Origin of the sequence: Roseivirga sp. E12, from assembly GCF_017592825.1 — a bacterium.
GTDB lineage: Bacteria > Bacteroidota > Bacteroidia > Cytophagales > Cyclobacteriaceae > Roseivirga.
The window spans coordinates 1,614,508-1,632,006 of the sequence record NZ_JAGFMD010000001.1 but is presented as its reverse complement, the minus strand read 5'-3'; the positions used below and the strand labels follow the sequence as shown (position 1 = coordinate 1,632,006).

At 41.8% G+C, this 17,499-nt stretch carries 12 protein-coding genes; 11 read left to right on the top strand and 1 reads right to left on the bottom strand.

What is annotated here, in order from left to right; translation table 11 throughout:
* The 11 genes from J4E76_RS07210 (at position 1) to J4E76_RS07160 (ending at position 17,123) form a co-directional block, all read left to right on the top strand.
* Positions 1-2,685, top strand: a complete 2,685-nt coding sequence (locus J4E76_RS07210; protein ID WP_208502531.1) for an FtsX-like permease family protein — start codon at positions 1-3, stop codon at positions 2,683-2,685.
* The gene (locus J4E76_RS07205) at positions 2,678-5,362 is read left to right on the top strand and encodes an ABC transporter permease (protein WP_208502530.1); all 2,685 of its coding nucleotides are present in this window, start codon (positions 2,678-2,680) and stop codon (positions 5,360-5,362) included. The genes J4E76_RS07210 and J4E76_RS07205 overlap by 8 nt, the downstream gene beginning before the upstream one ends.
* A complete protein-coding gene (locus J4E76_RS07200; RefSeq protein WP_208502528.1) occupies positions 5,355-6,491 on the top strand; it encodes a choice-of-anchor tandem repeat GloVer-containing protein in 1,137 nt (378 codons plus the stop codon). Before J4E76_RS07205 ends, J4E76_RS07200 begins: the two co-directional genes overlap by 8 nt.
* Complete coding sequence (locus J4E76_RS07195; protein WP_208502526.1) at positions 6,488-7,534, top strand: hypothetical protein; 1,047 nt, start codon at positions 6,488-6,490, stop codon at positions 7,532-7,534. The genes J4E76_RS07200 and J4E76_RS07195 overlap by 4 nt, the downstream gene beginning before the upstream one ends.
* A 176-nt stretch (positions 7,535-7,710) precedes the next feature.
* Entirely contained in the window at positions 7,711-9,102 is a 1,392-nt protein-coding gene (locus J4E76_RS07190; protein ID WP_208502525.1) for a vanadium-dependent haloperoxidase, read from the top strand.
* Between the two features lie 146 nt (positions 9,103-9,248).
* Positions 9,249-9,587 (top strand): PadR family transcriptional regulator, encoded by a 339-nt coding sequence (locus J4E76_RS07185; RefSeq protein WP_208502524.1) that lies wholly within the window; start codon positions 9,249-9,251, stop codon positions 9,585-9,587.
* The gene (locus tag J4E76_RS07180) at positions 9,584-12,190 is read left to right on the top strand and encodes an FtsX-like permease family protein (protein WP_208502523.1); all 2,607 of its coding nucleotides are present in this window, start codon (positions 9,584-9,586) and stop codon (positions 12,188-12,190) included. The genes J4E76_RS07185 and J4E76_RS07180 overlap by 4 nt, the downstream gene beginning before the upstream one ends.
* Positions 12,191-12,350: 160 nt before the next feature.
* Positions 12,351-13,208: a hypothetical protein gene (locus J4E76_RS07175; RefSeq protein WP_208502521.1), complete on the top strand. Its 858-nt coding sequence runs from the start codon at positions 12,351-12,353 to the stop codon at positions 13,206-13,208.
* Positions 13,209-13,299: 91 nt separating this feature from the next.
* Entirely contained in the window at positions 13,300-13,791 is a 492-nt protein-coding gene (locus J4E76_RS07170; protein WP_208502519.1) for an RNA polymerase sigma factor, read from the top strand.
* Complete coding sequence (locus tag J4E76_RS07165; protein ID WP_208502517.1) at positions 13,781-14,659, top strand: FecR family protein; 879 nt, start codon at positions 13,781-13,783, stop codon at positions 14,657-14,659. The genes J4E76_RS07170 and J4E76_RS07165 overlap by 11 nt, the downstream gene beginning before the upstream one ends.
* A gap of 1 nt (position 14,660) precedes the next feature.
* The gene (locus J4E76_RS07160) at positions 14,661-17,123 is read left to right on the top strand and encodes a TonB-dependent receptor plug domain-containing protein (RefSeq protein ID WP_208502515.1); all 2,463 of its coding nucleotides are present in this window, start codon (positions 14,661-14,663) and stop codon (positions 17,121-17,123) included.
* Here the strand turns inward: J4E76_RS07160 and J4E76_RS07155 are convergent.
* Positions 17,116-17,499, bottom strand: coding sequence for a nuclear transport factor 2 family protein (locus tag J4E76_RS07155; RefSeq protein ID WP_208502513.1), 384 nt, complete (start codon positions 17,497-17,499; stop codon positions 17,116-17,118). The genes J4E76_RS07160 and J4E76_RS07155 overlap by 8 nt on opposite strands.

The following is a 17,499-nucleotide window of genomic DNA, read 5'->3' as shown; positions in this document are numbered from 1 at the left end:
TTGGATAGAAATAAACGGTCAACCTTTTCAGAAAAGCTTCTCAGTTTACTGTGTCGCGAAGAGTACCTGGAAGAGATTCTAGGTGATCTAGGTGAGTATAGGGAGGAACTCTCCGCTAGGCCGAAGTGGCAACGGAAAGTACTCTACTGGTTCCATGTTCTCAACTTTCTAAAGCCCTGGTCACTAAAAACAATTGAAGGTAGTCAAAAACTTAATCAATACGGAATGTTTAAAAACTACTTTAAAACTTCGCTGAGAAGCCTCAGGAACAATGCATTGTTCTCTACGATCAATGTGGCGGGTTTGGCTATCAGCATGTCTGTTGGTGTGCTAATGATTCTCTTGATCGAGGAAGTCTCGTCATTTGATGATTTTCATTCCAACCGAGAAAACATTTATAGAGTAACGTCAACTCAAATTCAAGGAAATCAGGGTGTTACTGTAAGGCAGGCTACAGGTTCATATTTTATGGCTGATCTTCTTTCTTCTCAATTTTCAGGAGTGGAGGATGTATTAGTAATGAGCAATAGTCCTGTGAAATTAGATTTGGGTACAGAAGAGAAGGCAGTGCCCATCAACTGTCATTACGCTGGAGAGTCATTCTTCGATATCTTCTCATTTCAAATGATCAAGGGTAATCAAGAAACTGCACTGTCCCAACCAGGTCAGGTAGTGCTAACAGCTACGGCTGCCAAGAAATTATTTGGTGATGCTGATCCAATTGGTCAGTTAATTACTGCTGAAATGAGTAGCTATCTTCAGAATGGGCAGCTTGCTCAATCGGACTTAGAAAAAGGCATAGTATCAGGAGTGGTTGAAGACCCTCCAGTTAACTCTCACCTTCGTTTTGAGGCATTGATATCCTTAAAAACCCTCGAATTGAGTATTCAACAGCAAGGGTTGTCTCATAAGACAAACCCCGGTTATGTCAGCAACCTTCTCGTTTATCTCTTGCTTTCTGGTGATGCCGACCCACTTATTATTGAAGAGTCAATGGCAGCCTTTTTAGAGGGCTTTAATTCAGAGAGGTTGGATAATCCGCTGGTGCACAACCTTCAGTCCATGAAGGACTTTGTTACCAGCGATACCTATCATAGTACAGGCCCTACGTTTTCGAGAAGTAAGGTGCTGGTGATGATAGGTCTTACGGCCATTGTATTGCTCTCTGCATGTTTTAATTATACCAACTTGTCCCTTGCAAGGGCTCTGAGGAGGACAAAAGAGGTAGGTGTTCGCAAAGTAGTTGGCGCTAGTCGTTCTCAAGTCTTCAGTCAGTTTATTGTTGAAGCTGTGGTCTTGTCACTACTAGCACTAATTGTGGGCGTTTTCCTTTTTGTCTTTATAAGGCCGCAGTTCTTAGCCTTACCAGACCCTTCTGCCAGAGGATTCGAAATGTTCGAATTGTCGATTGACTATTGGCATATTTTCTATTTCGTTCTTTTTGCGATAGTAATTGGGGTTGTTGCGGGAGTCCTGCCAGCCGCTTTTCATTCAAAATTAAAAGCTGGCAATGCATTTAAGAGTGAAGGGATGCCAAAGGGCTTTTTAGGAGCACAACTTAGAAAAATCCTTGTCGTCTTTCAGTTCACACTGTCCATTGGGCTGATCATGTGTGCCGTCCTAATCAACGATCAATACCAATATACACTCGACTATGATTTGGGCTATGAAACTGACGATATCCTTACAGTAGATATTCATGGCGAATATGCTAACGTTCTTGCCAATGAATTTGGCACATTACCAGAGGTTAGTCAGGTTTCTAAGTCGTCATGGGTCCTTGGAGTGGGGGGCGATGGTCTTAATGCAGGAATGATTTTCACCGAGGGCATGAGTAACCGAGCACTGTCCCTGATCAATTACATTGATCAGAATTACATCGGCATGCATCAGATAGAGATAGTTGCGGGTACACACTTTGAGGCTCCACTAAGTCTAGGGAGTTCGCCAAGCTCAATTATTGTAAATGAAGCAATGCTCAGAGAACTGGAATTAGGAAATCCGGAGGAAGCTCTGGGTAAACGACTTATCTACAATGGAATGAATGTGAGTATCCAGGGGGTCTTCAAGGAGGCCGTGAGTATAGGGCTAACTAAGAAGTTTATCGAATCCATGGCCTTTATTCAAACCAATAGGGAGAGTGATTATAAAGTTCTAAACCTGAAGGTCAGAAGTGAGGATATAGTATCCACATTAACAAAACTCGAAGAAATCCATGCTCGCCAAGACGCTGTAAACCCTTTTACAGCGGCCTATTATGAAGACAAAATTTCCGAAAGCTATAAGTATGAGAGAAGCAACTATAGTGTCATTTCGTTTTTAGCTGCTATTGCAATATCGATCTCAACGATGGGTTTATTGGGGATGGCAGTGTTTACCACAGAAACACGAATGAAAGAGATTGGTATTCGTAAAGTACTAGGAGCAAGTGCTAAGAACTTAGCTATTCTTCTGTCTAAAGGCTTCTTTCCACTAATGATCATAGCCGCGATTTTAGCCATTCCGACTACCCTATGGATAGTTGAAAACGAAGTCCTGAATACCTTCTGGGAGCGGGCCCCAGTCAACCTGTTCGAATTACTTTCAGGCTTCTTGGCAGTGCTAATTATTGGTTTGTTAACAATTGGTTGGCAAGTGCGACAAGCAGCGAGAACTAACCCTATAGACAGTCTTAGAAGTGAATAGAGAGAAGAGAAATTTCTCGGAATGGTTACTCGAACAACTCTGTCGCGAAGAGTACCTGGAAGAGATTCTAGGCGATCTAGGTGAGTATAAGGAGGAACTCTCATCTAAGCCGAAGTGGCAGCGGAAAGTGCTCTACTGGTTCCATGTTGTCAACTTTCTAAAACCTTGGTCACTGAAAAAATTTGAAGGAAGTCAAAAACTTAATCAATACGGAATGTTCAAAAACTACTTTAAAACATCGCTGAGAAGCATAAAAAGCAACGGATTATTCTCGTCCATCAATATCGTTGGACTGGCTATTAGCATGTCAGTTGGGATCCTGATGATTCTTCTTCTCTCCGAACTCAATTCGTTCGATGACTTTCATGAGGATAAGGAGAATATCTATAGAGTCACCTCTAACAAGTTTATGTATGGTCAAGAGTTGGACATGGGTTCAGCTTCATATTTTGTTGGCGATGAGGTTAGTAGACGAGTTCCTGGGATTGAAAGCAGTGTAATCATTCGCGAGGGTGTATCAGCGGATATTGGAGTAGATGCAGGCCTAATACACCTGTCAGGTCTTTATTCAACGCCAGATTTCTTTGAGGTTTTTTCGTTCAAACTAAAGCAGGGAAACCCCGAGACAATATTGGATGGTCCGAATAAGATTGTGCTTACCTCATCCATTGCAATGAAACTGTTTGGCACCGAAGAGGTGATCGGTAGGACACTCGATTTTCAAAGTACGGGTGGCTGGCAGACACGGCAAATTAATGCTGTTGTGGCAGGTGTAATGGAAGACCCACCGAAAAATTCTCACTTACAGTTTGAATCAATTGTCTCAATGGATACATATGATCAACCAGCTACTTCTGGGACAGGTTGGGATGCTAATTATCGTACCGACCCTCAAGACTTCCAAGGTAACTATGCATACCTAAAGCTTAAAGACAGTACTAGCCCAAAAGATGTAGAGTCTTCAATGGCTGAGATTGTCGAGAGCTACAATGCAGCACAAGATCATGCTGTAACCCACCTGCTTCAACCAATGGATACTTTTGTCACTAGCGACAAATATGAGAACGACCTGGGTCCTCGTTTTTCTCAAAGTCAGTTGAACGTAATGCTAGTTCTTGCTTTAGTGGTACTGCTTTCAGCATGTTTCAACTATACCAATCTTTCTTTAGCTCGTTGGCTTAGAAGGTCGAAAGAAATAGGGATCAGGAAGGTTTCAGGAGCAAGAAGAGGTCAGGTTTTTACCCAGTTTATTGTGGAGGCTGTTATGCTTTCACTTTTAGCCTTAGTTGTTGGTATAGGTATATTTCTGCTCATAAGACCAGGGTTCCTAAACATGCCTAACCCAGCTTCAAGTGGGCACAGTATGTTCTCTTTAGACATAGGTCTGAGACAAGTCCTTTATTTCATAGCATTCACTTTTGGTATAGGTTTGGTAGCGGGGTTTATGCCAGCCTACTTTCTTTCAAAGCTTAAATCCACTGTAATTTTTAGTGATGCTAGCAAGGTTAAAGTCTTTGCCGGCCTCAATTTCAGGAAAGTGCTATCTGTACTTCAGTTTGCCCTTTCAATAGGGCTGATAATGTGTGCCATTATGGTGAATAAGCAATATCAGTTTGCCTTGAATTATGACATCGGGTTGGATACTGAAAACATCGTGAATGTTAAGATCAAAGGAGACTATCAGGAGCTTCTAGAGAACGAATATGCTAAGCTTTCAGATGTAGTGGAAATGTCTACTTCCATGATGACCATGGGTACTGGGAGTGCTGAATTGGCCATGATACAGCCAGAGGATAAATCTAGTCAGTCAATAATCTTTTGGAATGGGATAGACCATAGATACATAGAGATGCATAATGTTGAGTTGTTGGCAGGGCAAGGGTTCCTAAATCCATTAGTTAATGGACAGGACAGAGAACAGATTATTTTAAATGAACATGCACTAGAAGCGTTGAATCTAGGTAGTCCAGAGGAAGCGATTGGCAAGTTTGTACATATGAGAGGCTTCTGGAGAGCGAAATTGCAGGTGGTAGGAGTAGCTAAGAATTTTGTGAATACATCTATTAATACTTTGGGGCAGGGGGAGATTATGATGAACAAAGGTTTCGGCTTTGTACAGCGTGTGCATAGCGAAACAAGCGGACTACTAGGGGTTAAATTCAGAGGTAACGATTTAGTCGGTTTGATGCGTGAACTAGAGGCAGGTTTTAAGCTTCATGACCCTGAACATAATTTTGAGGCTGAATTTTATAGTGATGAGATTGCTGACACTTATGCAGCTCAGAAGACTGCTTTCACATTAATATCGTTTTTGGCCTTTCTGGCAATCTCTATTTCCGTTCTTGGGCTTCTTGGCATGGCGGTTTTCACCACTGAGAGTAGAATGAAGGAGATAAGTGTTAGAAAGGTACTTGGAGCAGGCATAAAACAACTCATGTTTGTGCTATCCAAGAGCTTTATTTGGATGATTCTGGTGTCAGGTGCGATAGCAATCCCTTCGGCATATTATGTGGTAGATAAAGAACTACTGGCATCATATAACTACAAGGTAGACATAGGCCTAGTTGAATTCTTATCAGGCTTTGTCATTGTACTTTTCATCGGAGTGAGTTCGATTATTTGGCAAATAAGAAAAGCTGCTGTTCAGAACCCTGCTGACCTTTTGCGAAATGAATAGATGTACCTCCAAAAGATTCCTGTGCTGTCTGTTATTGAGCATTTGCCAGGTCGGGTTGAGTCAAAATGTGCAACTGTGGAGTGTGACATCCAACAATGGGGCTCATGGTTATGGTTCTATTTTCCACATAGAGAATAATGGAACTGGCTTCACCAAGGTCCATGATTTCACAGGTGAGCATGGCTATCCCTTTGCCAGTCTTACGCTAAGCAATGGGAAATTATGGGGTATGACAATGGGGCGAACCGGTAGTCCGACTGCTCAGGAAACAAGAGGACATGGAGCCATTTTTAACTTGGATCTCACAGGTTCTAACTTTAAAGTCATTCATGTTTTTGATGGAGTAAATGGGAGTATGCCTTTGGGAGAACTCACTGAAAATGACGGCAAACTATGGGGGATGACTAACCGAGGTGGGCAACATGACCAAGGGGTTATATTCTCTCTTGACCTAGAAACCAACAGATTTCAAAAGGTCTATGATTTTAATCAAGCCAATGGGAGTAACCCGCGAAATAGTCTTTTAGTACATGAGGACAAATTCTGGGGGACTACCTCAAGAGGAGGAGGTCAGGGAGTGGGGGTGATCTTTAGCCTAAATCTTGATGGAACTGGATACCAGAAAGTCTATGACTTTCAGAAGGAAAATGGAGGAGAGCCTGAAAGTGGTTTGACCCTTTTCGAAGGAAAACTATGGGGAATGACGGCCAGAGGAGGAAAAAACAATGAGGGCACAGTGTACTATCTGAATCCTGAAGACAATAGCCTGGTCTCAGTTCATGATCTAGAATATCCCGCACTTGGAGAGTTAAATGCTGATAGCGAAAAACTCTGGGGGATGATGGCTCTGAGAGGTGAGAATAATGCTGGAACGGTTTTTACTATTGAAGATGAAGAACACCTTGTAGTTCACCATTTCGATAAAGCGAATGGAAGATTTCCCGAAGGAAACCTGATGGAATATGAAGGGGTCATGTGGGGGATGACAAGATTCGGAGGCATGAACAACCTTGGTGTGATTTTTACGATTGACAAGGCTAGCGGTCATTTTAAAAAGATTTTTGATTTTAATAAGGAATCCGGTGGTGTACCATATGGTTCATTTGTGGAAGTGTCTCGTAAGAAATGAAGAAGGATATGTTAAAAGAGTTCAGTCAGGTACTATTGAAGCTTATTTTCTCATTGGCCATTGCGTTTCAATTCTCTAGTGTCCATGCACAAAAGCAAAAAGATATTTTGGGTTCTTGGGTGCGAGTTAACTCCGGGGAGGGTTTGTCATTAAAAACTGCCGTTCAAAGCGGCAAGGAAGAGGACTACTTGAAGTTGCAGTTTGACAAAGACGGTAAGCTGAAGATTTATGGAACTTACCGAGCAAACGGTATATCAACAGACTACAAGTTCAAACGGGGTAAACTGACCTACGGCTTCGATCGAGCATTTAATATAGATGCCTATAGCGATTCTAGCCTAGTTTTGTCAGAGGAAGGGAGTTCTTCCAAGCACTATTACCTTAGGGAAAAGACCTTTTTGAAAGGGCTACCTATCAATGAAACAGATTGGTATTCAAATAAGGAAAACAGGGTTTACTTCGCTTCTAAAAAGTTATATCCTCAGTTTATAACTCAGAAGTACCCCGATTTTCATCTTTATGTTCACAATGCAGCCAAGGCTTCATACAATCTTGGTCCAAATTACTTGTTTGCGACCTTTTCAATCCAACCAGATGGTAGTATCACGGATGTGGAACTTTGGCACCATGTCAATCAAGAAGCAGATGAAAAAATTGTTGAGGCTATCCAAAACTCATCTCAGAGATGGAAACTACCATTGCTGGAAAGCAGAGGAGTTGCGATTAACATGTATGTAGATGACAGCTTTGTGAAAAGGGGTAGAAGCGAGAATCTCGAAATTTCATTGACTCCCAATGAAGTATTTGCCAACAATGCTGATGCTTATACCTACGGCATTCTGAGCTTTATGAAGGCACTAAAGCGACAAGAATATGAGTCAGCACTAGAATCGATTGGCATATGTGAAATGATTAAGCCTAATGAGCCTAATTTAATATACCTAAGGTATCTCTTAGCAAAGGCAAGAGGGGATAGTAAATCAATGGAGGAATACCAAGAGCAACTTTCGTTGTCAAGCCTCAGCTATTTGTTAAGACAATAGTCATAACTAACGACCATTTGAGACAAGGTCTTTGTGAAATGTAAATAAAGAATAAAATTTAGTAGGGGTTGGGTAACCTTCAACCATGTCCGTTGCATTCCTGAGTTCACCACTCGGAAAAGCTTCTTCAACCTAAGATGCACCACTAAATTTTAACCCAAAAACGGACAAAACGAATGAAGAAGGTAAAAAACAAACTAATCTACTTGGCAATGGTATTGACCATAGCTGTTCAGAGTTGTGATAATCAAGATGGTCTAGACATTGAGACTACTGTAGGAGAGACAAACGAGGATTTATCTTTAGAGGGGAATGGACTTGCACAGGCATGGACCGATCTCTTCTTAGAACTCGAGCGATATTCTGCGGGTAGACCAAATGCATCGGCAAGAGCAACAGCATATATCTATTTAGCAGCCTATGAAACCGTTGTGCCTGGCATGACAAATAGTACTTCAAATGAAGATAGATTAAGAGGCTTGAGTATTAGACAAAGTGAAAAGGCAGATGAAATCAGTTATAGAATTGCTTTGAACACCTGCTTTGCTCAAGTAATAGATCACTTTCTTATAAACGTTACTGATGATAGAACAAGTGCTATCAATGCCTTAGAAACGGATTTTGAGAGCACACTATCTACCGGGCTAAGCGAAGAGCTTGTAGAGGATTCCAAAGCTTGGGGTCAGTATATTGCTGAACGAGTAATCACATATAGCCAAACCGATGATGATGCAGAGGAGCAAATCTTAGAGCCTCAACCTACCTCATATGAGCCACCAACTGGAGAGGGCTTCTGGACATATTCTGCGGACCCTGAACGAGCATTATTTCCATATTGGGAATCAGTAAGAACCTTCGTGGTGAAGCCAAAAGAAACAACTGCTGTTGATCCAATAGCCTACAGTGAAGATCCAGAGAGTGAGTACTACCAGCAGATGGTTGAGGTCTATAATGCAAACAACGCTGCAAGGGAAGAGAATGGTGAGCAGTTATGGATAGCAGAATTCTGGAGTGATGATGTTGAAGGCCTTATGATGAGTCCTCCGGTGCGTCAAGTATCGATTGCCAACCAGTTGATTGAACAGTACAATTTGAGCCTTGAAGAATCATTAGTCCTATTTCTCAAATTGGGCTTTGCTTTAAACGATGCAGCAGTAGCTGCTTGGAAGTACAAGTATGAGTTCATGGTGATGAGGCCAAATGTATTCATCCATGAGTTTATCGATCCAGATTATCAGACTAACCTCTTTCGCTTGGTTTTCTGGCCGAACCCAAGTTTCCCTAGCTACCCGTCAGGACACTCAACTTTTGCTTCGGCCGCAGGAGGTCTGTTTATAGACACTTTCGGTAATGAGACGAATTTTACAGATAGAACCCATGAGGGTAGAACCGAATTCGTGAGTACTCCGAGGACATTTAGCACATTTGAGCAGATGGCCTATGAAAATGCCTTTTCTCGATTGCCGCTTGGTGTGCATATGAGTATGGATTGCGAGGAGGGCCTACGTCTGGGATATGAAATTTCCGATGCGGTGAAGAACTTGGACTTATCGTCCACGAATCAGTAGTTTTTTTAATCATATATCATGTCGATTTAGGTCCTCTTAGGAGGGCCTTTTTTTTATGAGTGCTCTTTACTTTTTGGAACTAAATAATAAAGACTGCGTTTAGGACTTATATATTTTAATTACTTTTAGGACTTAAATCAATTTCTATGGGTAAGTATTCGATAGGAGAGTTTGAAGAAGTCATCTTACTTACGGTGGCGGTACTTTATGAAAATGCCTACGGTATTTCAATTAAAGAAGACATTGAAAAGCGTTTAGGGCGAAAAGTCAGTGTTGGTGCCATGCGTACTGCTTTAAGCCGCTTGGAGAAAAAGGGCTTTCTTAAATCTGAGTTTGGAGAGGCCTCCGCAGTTAGGGGAGGAAAACGCAAACGCTATTTTAAAGTGACGCCTCACGGAAAGAAAGCACTCGAAAAGGTGATGGAAGATAGAAGCAAGTTATGGGAAGCAATCCCCTCCATGGCTTTTGATTTCAAATTCGCATGAACAATTCATTACAAACAGTTCTCCCAAAATTGCCGCTTCGCTTTCTGAAGTGGTTCTGCAGCCCCGAGCTTATTGAGGATGTAGAAGGCGATTTGTCTGAACTGTTTGCCATGCGCGAAGAAGAGAGTAAGGTCAAAGCAAGGTTCTGGTTTTATCTGGATGTACTGCTACTCTTTCGCCCTGGTATTATCAAACAAGTGGAATTCAACAAAGGTCTAAACCAATACAACATGTTAAGTAATTATCTAAAAATAGCATTCAGAAATGCCCTTCGCTATAAGGGCTATACTTTCCTGAACTTATTCGGTCTAATAGTCGGAATCGCCTCTAGTATTCTAGTTTTGATGTGGGTCGATGATGAGAGAAGTATCAATAAGTTTCATGCCAACGGAGACGAGATTTACCAAGCCTTCAGGAATATGAAGCAGTCTAATGGTATGGTGTCTACTACCACTTCTACTCCTAAGCCGCTAGGCGATTTGGTCAGAGAGGAATATTCCGAAGTGGATCAAGTGGTATGGTTAAGCCAATCGATGGAGCTTAAAATCCAGTTGGGAGACCAGTTGGTAGATGAGAGTGGCAGCTTTGCCAGTCCAGAGGCCCTCGATATGTTCACCTTTGACTTGATTTTAGGGGATAAGGGCACCGCTCTAACCGAACTCAATAGCATTTTGGTTTCTGAAAGTGTGGCACTCAAGTACTTTGGGGATAATTGGAGAAATGAAGCCATTGGTAAAGTCCTTAGGATTGAAGATGCCATGGATGCCATAGTAAGTGGGGTTTTCAAAGATTTGGGAGCCAAGTCTACTATGGATTTCAATTGGTTAATGAATGCTCAAGCCTATTTTGGTGTTAATCCATGGGTAAATGATTGGGGTAACGGAAGTTTTCAAACGTTCTTGAGAATCTCTGATGAGAGCAAGGTTCAAACCGTTTCGGATAAGATCTTAATGGAGATTAAAGACCATACGGTGGGCAATCCAAATGCTGGAGACGAGGAGGTGATAATTTATAAGTACGAAGACACTTACCTCTACTCAAACTTTGATAATGGTGTGGTTTCTGGTGGCAGAATTGATTTTGTGAGAATCATGACCATTGTAGCCATTTTTATCTTGATTGTGGCCTGTATCAATTTCATGAACCTGACCACCGCAAGGTCTAGCCGAAGATCTAAGGAAATAGGCTTGAGAAAAGTCATGGGAGCTCCAAAAAAGTCAATTCGTACACAGTTCTACTTCGAGGCTTTTCTATTAACCGCAGTGGCAGTAACCATATCGGTGTTTGTGGTAATTATGGCAATGCCATACTTCAACGATCTGGTGGGCAAGCAATTGAGTGTCGACTTCTCAGATCAAAGAACTTGGTATTTTCTTATAGGCCTGATTTTTTCAGTAGGACTTGTTTCAGGAAGTTATCCGGCAGTATTGCTACCAGCAATTAGCATTGTTCAGTCCATCAAGGGGACTATGAAGCAGCCCTCTTATGCAGCGTATTTTAGAAAAGGACTTGTAATCTTTCAGTTCACGGTATCCACACTACTTATTATTGGAACCACAGTAGTTTACAAACAAATCGATTATGTGCTCAATAAGGATTTGGGACTTAATAAAGACAATCTTCTGGCTGTTGGTATTGACCAAGGTATTTTAGGTCGCTTAGATACTTACAAAAGCGAGTTAATGAGGCTTCCAGATGTGAAGGCTGTGAGTGCTGCCTCTGGAAACCCGTTGGATTATGGTAGATCGACAAGTTCTACGAATTGGGAAGGTAAAAATCCGGCTGATGGGTATGAAGTCAATGTCATGCTCACAGATGAAGACTTAATCTCTACCATGGGTATGGAAATGCTTCAAGGCCGTGATTTCTCTTTGCAACTAGAGGACTCCACCAACTTTATTATCAATGAAGTGGCTGCCGAAATGATGGGTTTCGATGACCCTCTGGGTAAAAAATTATCCTTTTGGGGAATTGATGGAAGAATTATAGGCGTGGTTAAAAACTTCCATATGAGAAACCTCTATGAACCCATTGCGCCATTAATCATAACGTGTATCGATCCACAGCGGTCAAATGTGGTTCTAGTAAGAATTGGAGACAATATGAGCGAAACCATTAGCGCTATAGAGAAAGTTACAGCTAGTCTAAGCCCTGAATCTGAATTCGAGTATCAATTTATTGACGAGGCCTATGAGGAAAGCTACAGAAATGAAAAGACAGTGAGCAAACTAGCCAATATATTTGCACTCATCTCGATCCTAATTTCCAGCCTAGGACTCTTGGGTCTAGCTTCTTATTCGGCTGAGCAAAGATCACGAGAGATTGGGGTAAGAAAGGTACACGGGGCGTCAGTCCTACAAATCTTGATGCTTTTGTCTAAAGACTATTCAAAGCTGATTTTCATTGCCTTTATAGTGGCTATCCCATTTGGTTTTATGGTGACGCAAAACTGGCTCGACAATTTCGAGTTTAGAACCTCGCTTGATCCTATGGTGTTTATCATCGCTGGTGTAATGGCACTTCTAATAGGTGTACTTACTGTGACAGCAAAGTCCTATCAAGCCGCCACAGTCAATCCAGTTAAATCGCTCAAGCAAGAATAAGCAAATGAAAACCTAAAATCTAAAGCCTCTTTTAAAAGAGGCTTTTTTTATGCTAGAGAGCTCTTTTTAAAACTTTTTTAAAATTTCTGAAAATAAAAGTAGGGCAAGGTCTGGTGGCTGCGGTGTAAGGGTAAATATTTCATCGTATAAACTAGAAAGCATGAAGAAGTTAAGATTTATATCACCCCTTATCGCAGTAATTTTTGCATTGGGTGTGTATTCCTGTGAAAACGAAGAGGGGGCAGATCCCGCTTTGGAAGATGACGCGTTGATTGCGGCCATAGAAGTAGCGAGTAACAAAGTTGAGGTAGATCCATCCACACTACCTGCGAATTCTGTTTCGATCATTGAAACTGATTTTTCTGAAAGTGTAGTATCAAGCGCGGCAATGGCACCAGAATTAGGGTTTTCGGTCACACTTATGAGGGCTGGTGGCACAAGGGTAGGCGAGATAGTGGTCATCTTCTTTGATCTAACAGGTAGAGAGTTAAGGTCAATAAGAGACTTTTTAAGCCGAAGAAGAAAGAGAAGGCAAGCGAGAGACTGTTTTGATTTTGTGTTCCCACTTTCAGTGACGGTTCCCGATAGCACAAGTATCACATTAGAAAGTAAATCTGACTGGAGACTAGTGAGAGCCTGGTACAAGGAGAATCCAGACGCGGATGTCAGACCTGTATTCAACTATCCAATTGATATTCTTTATGGAGATACCGTCATCACAATCAATAATAAGGAAGAACTGATTAGGGCCCGAGCAAGCTGTGAAGTAGATACGGCAGATGGGAGATGTTTCGCCTTTAACTTTCCTATCAGCTTTGTGATGCCTGACGAGTCTGAAATTGTGTTGGATTCACGACAAGACTGGACACTGATAAGACAATGGTATCGTGCCAATCCAGATGCTGAAGGAAGACCCGATCTCGTTTACCCTGTAGACATCACCTTTGAAGATGGTACAACTGTCACCGTCAACAGCGATGAGGAGATGCTTAGGGCAAAAGAAACCTGCGATAACTAGTAACTGTCTAAAAGTAGATGTTGTAGTTTAAAGTTGAGTGTCGATTAGGGTAGTGCGGTCAGTTGGCCGTACTACTTTAAATTATCATCCTTTGACCAAACAAGAATTTAAAAAGTGTTTTGACAGCTGGTTCGAAGAAATTCGGAACTATGTGAACTACCGTTGCTGCGATTCAGAGCTGGCAACGGATATTGTTCAAGAGGCTTTTGTGAAGTTGTGGGAGAAGAATTTTGAATATCAAGGCGATAGAACGAAAGGGTTAATCTACAAAATGGCAAATGACCTTTGGATTAATCAATACAGAAAGGCAAAGGCAGAGCGTAAGTACAGGCTTTCACTTTCATGGAAGGAGGGCAGTCATCAGACAGAGGATGATTTTAACTATCAAGAACTAAAAAGTCGGTATGAGAAGGCCTTGTCAGGATTACCCGAAAAACGAAGAGCGGTTTTTTTAATGAGTAGAATGGAGGACTTAAAGTATACCGAAATCGCAGAGAAATTAGATATATCAGTCAAGGCAGTCGAAAAACGGATGACATTGGCACTGCAAGAATTAAGACAAGTTTTGAATCATGGAAAATAATAAGCGAGATAAGGATTTGACTTCGGCTGAGGAGCAAGCACTCTTCTCTAAGCTGGAGTTTTCCTATGCCAAGTCAAAAGATGACGTTTGGGCAGACTTAGATGATTTGATTGAGAATAATTCAAGCGAGACTGAGCCTGTGAAAGAAGGCCGAGTTATTCGTATGAACTGGGTTTCTATGAGCATCGCTGCCTCCATGGTTTTGCTCTTGAGCTATGGTCTTTTTGCTAGATTCTATACCAAAACCGTAACGGTGGGAGCCGGAGAATTTATAAGTCATGTATTGCCAGACGGATCGCAGGTGCATTTGAATGCAGCGTCTACCATCAAGTATGCACCCTACTGGTGGAAGTTTGATAGGAAAGTCAAATTAGACGGAGAGGCCTTCTTTGAAGTCGAAAAAGGGGAACGCTTTGCAGTTTATTCAAGCCTTGGGGTGACTGAAGTTTTAGGGACTAAGTTCAACATCTATGCCCGAGGTTTGGACTATGAGGTTTTTTGTGAGACTGGAAAAGTGGGTGTAAGTAATAAGTTCTCAGATCAGGTAGTCTTACTTCCGGGTGAGTCAGTCAAACTCAATATTGAAAAACTTGAAAAAGAAGATTCCAATGCTGAGAAGGAAGCCATATTGGCTTGGAGAAACAACGAGTTTAACTACAATACAACAAGACTTTCAAAAGTCTTTGCCGACTTTGAAAGACAATACAATATCACCATTGAGTTGGAAGACCCGAGTATAGCCAATGAGGAACATACAGGTGTTATGAAAAGGCCAGAAAAAGCTGTTGACGCCCTGGAGCTTATTCTTCCAAACTATAACTTGTCTTCCACCAAAAGAGGGAAAACGTATTTGATCAAAAGAAAATGACTTGACACGATTCGCACTCATGTTAGTCCTGGCTTTGTGTTGTACCACTAAGTCAATCGCCCAATCTATTCGTCTTGATTATCAGGACGAATTGTTGAATGAAATCCTATTGGATTTAAATGACCGATTTGATGTTCAGGTCTCTATCAATTCTAAACTTTCCAATGCTTGCTCCATAACGATCAACCAGTCTTTCCAAACCATTGACTTGGCCTTAGACGCATTGGCCGCTAAGTGCCGTCTGGAAGTGGTGCGGATTGGTGATGTTTACAGCTTCCGTGTTTTCGAAGAAGCAGAGCCAAAGCCAATAGAATACCTATTTCAAGGCAGAGCAGTTGAACAAGGCTCTGATGAGCCATTGCCATTTGCCGTATTGTATACTTCTGAAAGAAGCTTAGTGACAGATGAAAATGGGAGGTTTTCTTTCAAGTCCTTGGCCTCTGAAGAAAACATTAAACTGAGAAGCCTCGGTTACTATGAAGCCGATACACTGCTGAGCCATGGGGAAGTATTACAAATCAGCCTTTTACCGCGTGTTACGGCTTTAGATGAGATAGTGGTTACAGGCGACAGAGGTAGTGCACCCGTCACCAACATCGGTGAGAAGAGTGGTTACATCCAGTTGAACGATGTCGGTAACAATCTAGTGGCAGGTCTAAGTAATAATCTAATTTTCAATAACCTGAGGCAATACCCCGGCATTACGGCAGCAGGAGAATCCATTGCTGATTTTGTGATCTGGGGCTCTTATGCCGGACAAAATCACGTGATCTACGATGGTGTCAGTCTGTTCAATAGCTGGGGCATCAATGATGATATGGGTAGGGTGAACCCTTATATGATAAAACATGTGGAGGTGTACAAAGGGGGATATAATGTGCCTTACGGAGATCGGGTTGGTGGTGTAGTTATGATTGATGGTAAGTCGGGAAATACCAATCAACTGGAACTGGGCGGAAGCCTCACCAATCAGTTGGTGAATGCCTATGTGAATGTGCCATTATTCAAGGGCTCTTCTTCCTTTCAAGTAGCAGGACGAAAGACACTAACACAAGAGCTTGCCTTGGCTTCCGATAACTTCGATGAAGATACAAGTCTGATCGTACCCAGATATAGTTACAGCGATTTACACTTTAAGTTTTCATCTAGCCTAAGCCCCAGTGATCAATTGGAGATTAGTTCAGTAATCAGTACAGATTCTTACAAAGGAACCCTCAGAACACGATCCACACGACTACAGCTATTTCAAGATATCAAAGTCAAATCAGAGCAGATTGGTGGTTCACTCAAGTATTTAAAAAACTGGCCCAAGGGAGGACTTTCATCTGTTGTCCTTTCCACTAGTAGATATACGCCAAAGCTGGGTACTAACTACTTTATCAACAGAAATGTACTTGCCCCTGTTGTGGATTTAAGAGCTGACAATTGGAGTAATCCGATCGTTGAAAACCGAGGCAGAATTACCCACACATTTGCGGCAGCTAAGGCACATCAACTTCAGGTAAACCTAGAGCATGTAGACAATGAAGCCAGTTTTAAGACCAATGAGGGCGACTCCCTTTTTGCTGCTTCAGTGGAGCAACTCATACGAGTTTCTCTCTATGCACACGATCAGATTCAATTGGGGCAGGGCTTTACACTGCAATTGGGGCTAAAGGCTGAACTGCCCTCACAGGGGAATAATGTTTACTGGCAACCTCGAGTAAATGGGCAGTTTGACTTATCTGAAAAATGGAATGCTCATTTTGGGTGGGGCCATTACAATCAATTCATTTCCAGAAACTCGGTGATCGATGAGTTAGGTAATAGGGCCGATGTTTGGCAAGTATCTAACGGGAATACAATACCCATATTAGAGTCTGTACACAATGTGCTCGGCTTAGGCTTTAGAGATAAAGGCTTTGAAGTTAGTCTGGAAGGTTTTGTAAAGACCACCTCTGGGTTTACTAGATATTTTTTTGACAGACGAGGTACGGTTGTAATAGGTGAGGGAGAATCCAAAGCCAAGGGTATTGACCTATTTGTGAGAAAACATATCAATGATCATGTGATTTGGCTTTCGTACTCACTGTCGAAGGTTGAAGAGAGATTTGGGAATGGTGGCAGAGTAAGTCAGTATCGGCCTGCACCACAGAATCAGCGACATGAGTTAAAGGCAACTGCTATTTTTGACTTGAGTCCATTTGAATTGTCAGTTACGAATGTTTATGGTTCTGGCTTTTCTGACAATACCTTTGTTCGAAATATGGAGGACTTTAAGCCGTATTGGAGAACGGACTTAGCCTTTCAATATCGATATCAGTTAGCAAATACAAATGTCGAAGCTGGTATATCATTTTTGAATCTATTCAATAGCCGTAACATTCGACTCAATCAGTCTGTGAGTGTTCCTGATGGCAATGTGATCAATACAGTAGGAGTTCCTTTTACGCCTACCGTGTTTCTGAATTTTGATATTAAATAGACCCTTCTTCTGGTATTGAAGTACTGCTGCCTGCGATAATTCTGGGACCGCCTTCAGTCATTTTCCAAACTCTAATGAATTTGAATTTTCCATCGATAAGGACGGTATCGTAGGCACCTTTCAAGTGTACTGAGGCAGCGACAGTAATGGTGTCACCAATTTCATTCACTTCTTGACTAAAGATATCTATGTCATAAACTTTCATTCGCCCCGACTTGTAATTGTCAAGTTCTTGCGACTTAGTGATAACTTCTCCTGTAGGTATGGCAAAGCTCAATTGATCGTGCAGGAGTGACTCTAGAGTTAGAAAGTCAGCATTTAGCATTGCCTCCTTTAAAAGACCTTCGGCTTTGACTATTTGCGCTTTGTAGGACAT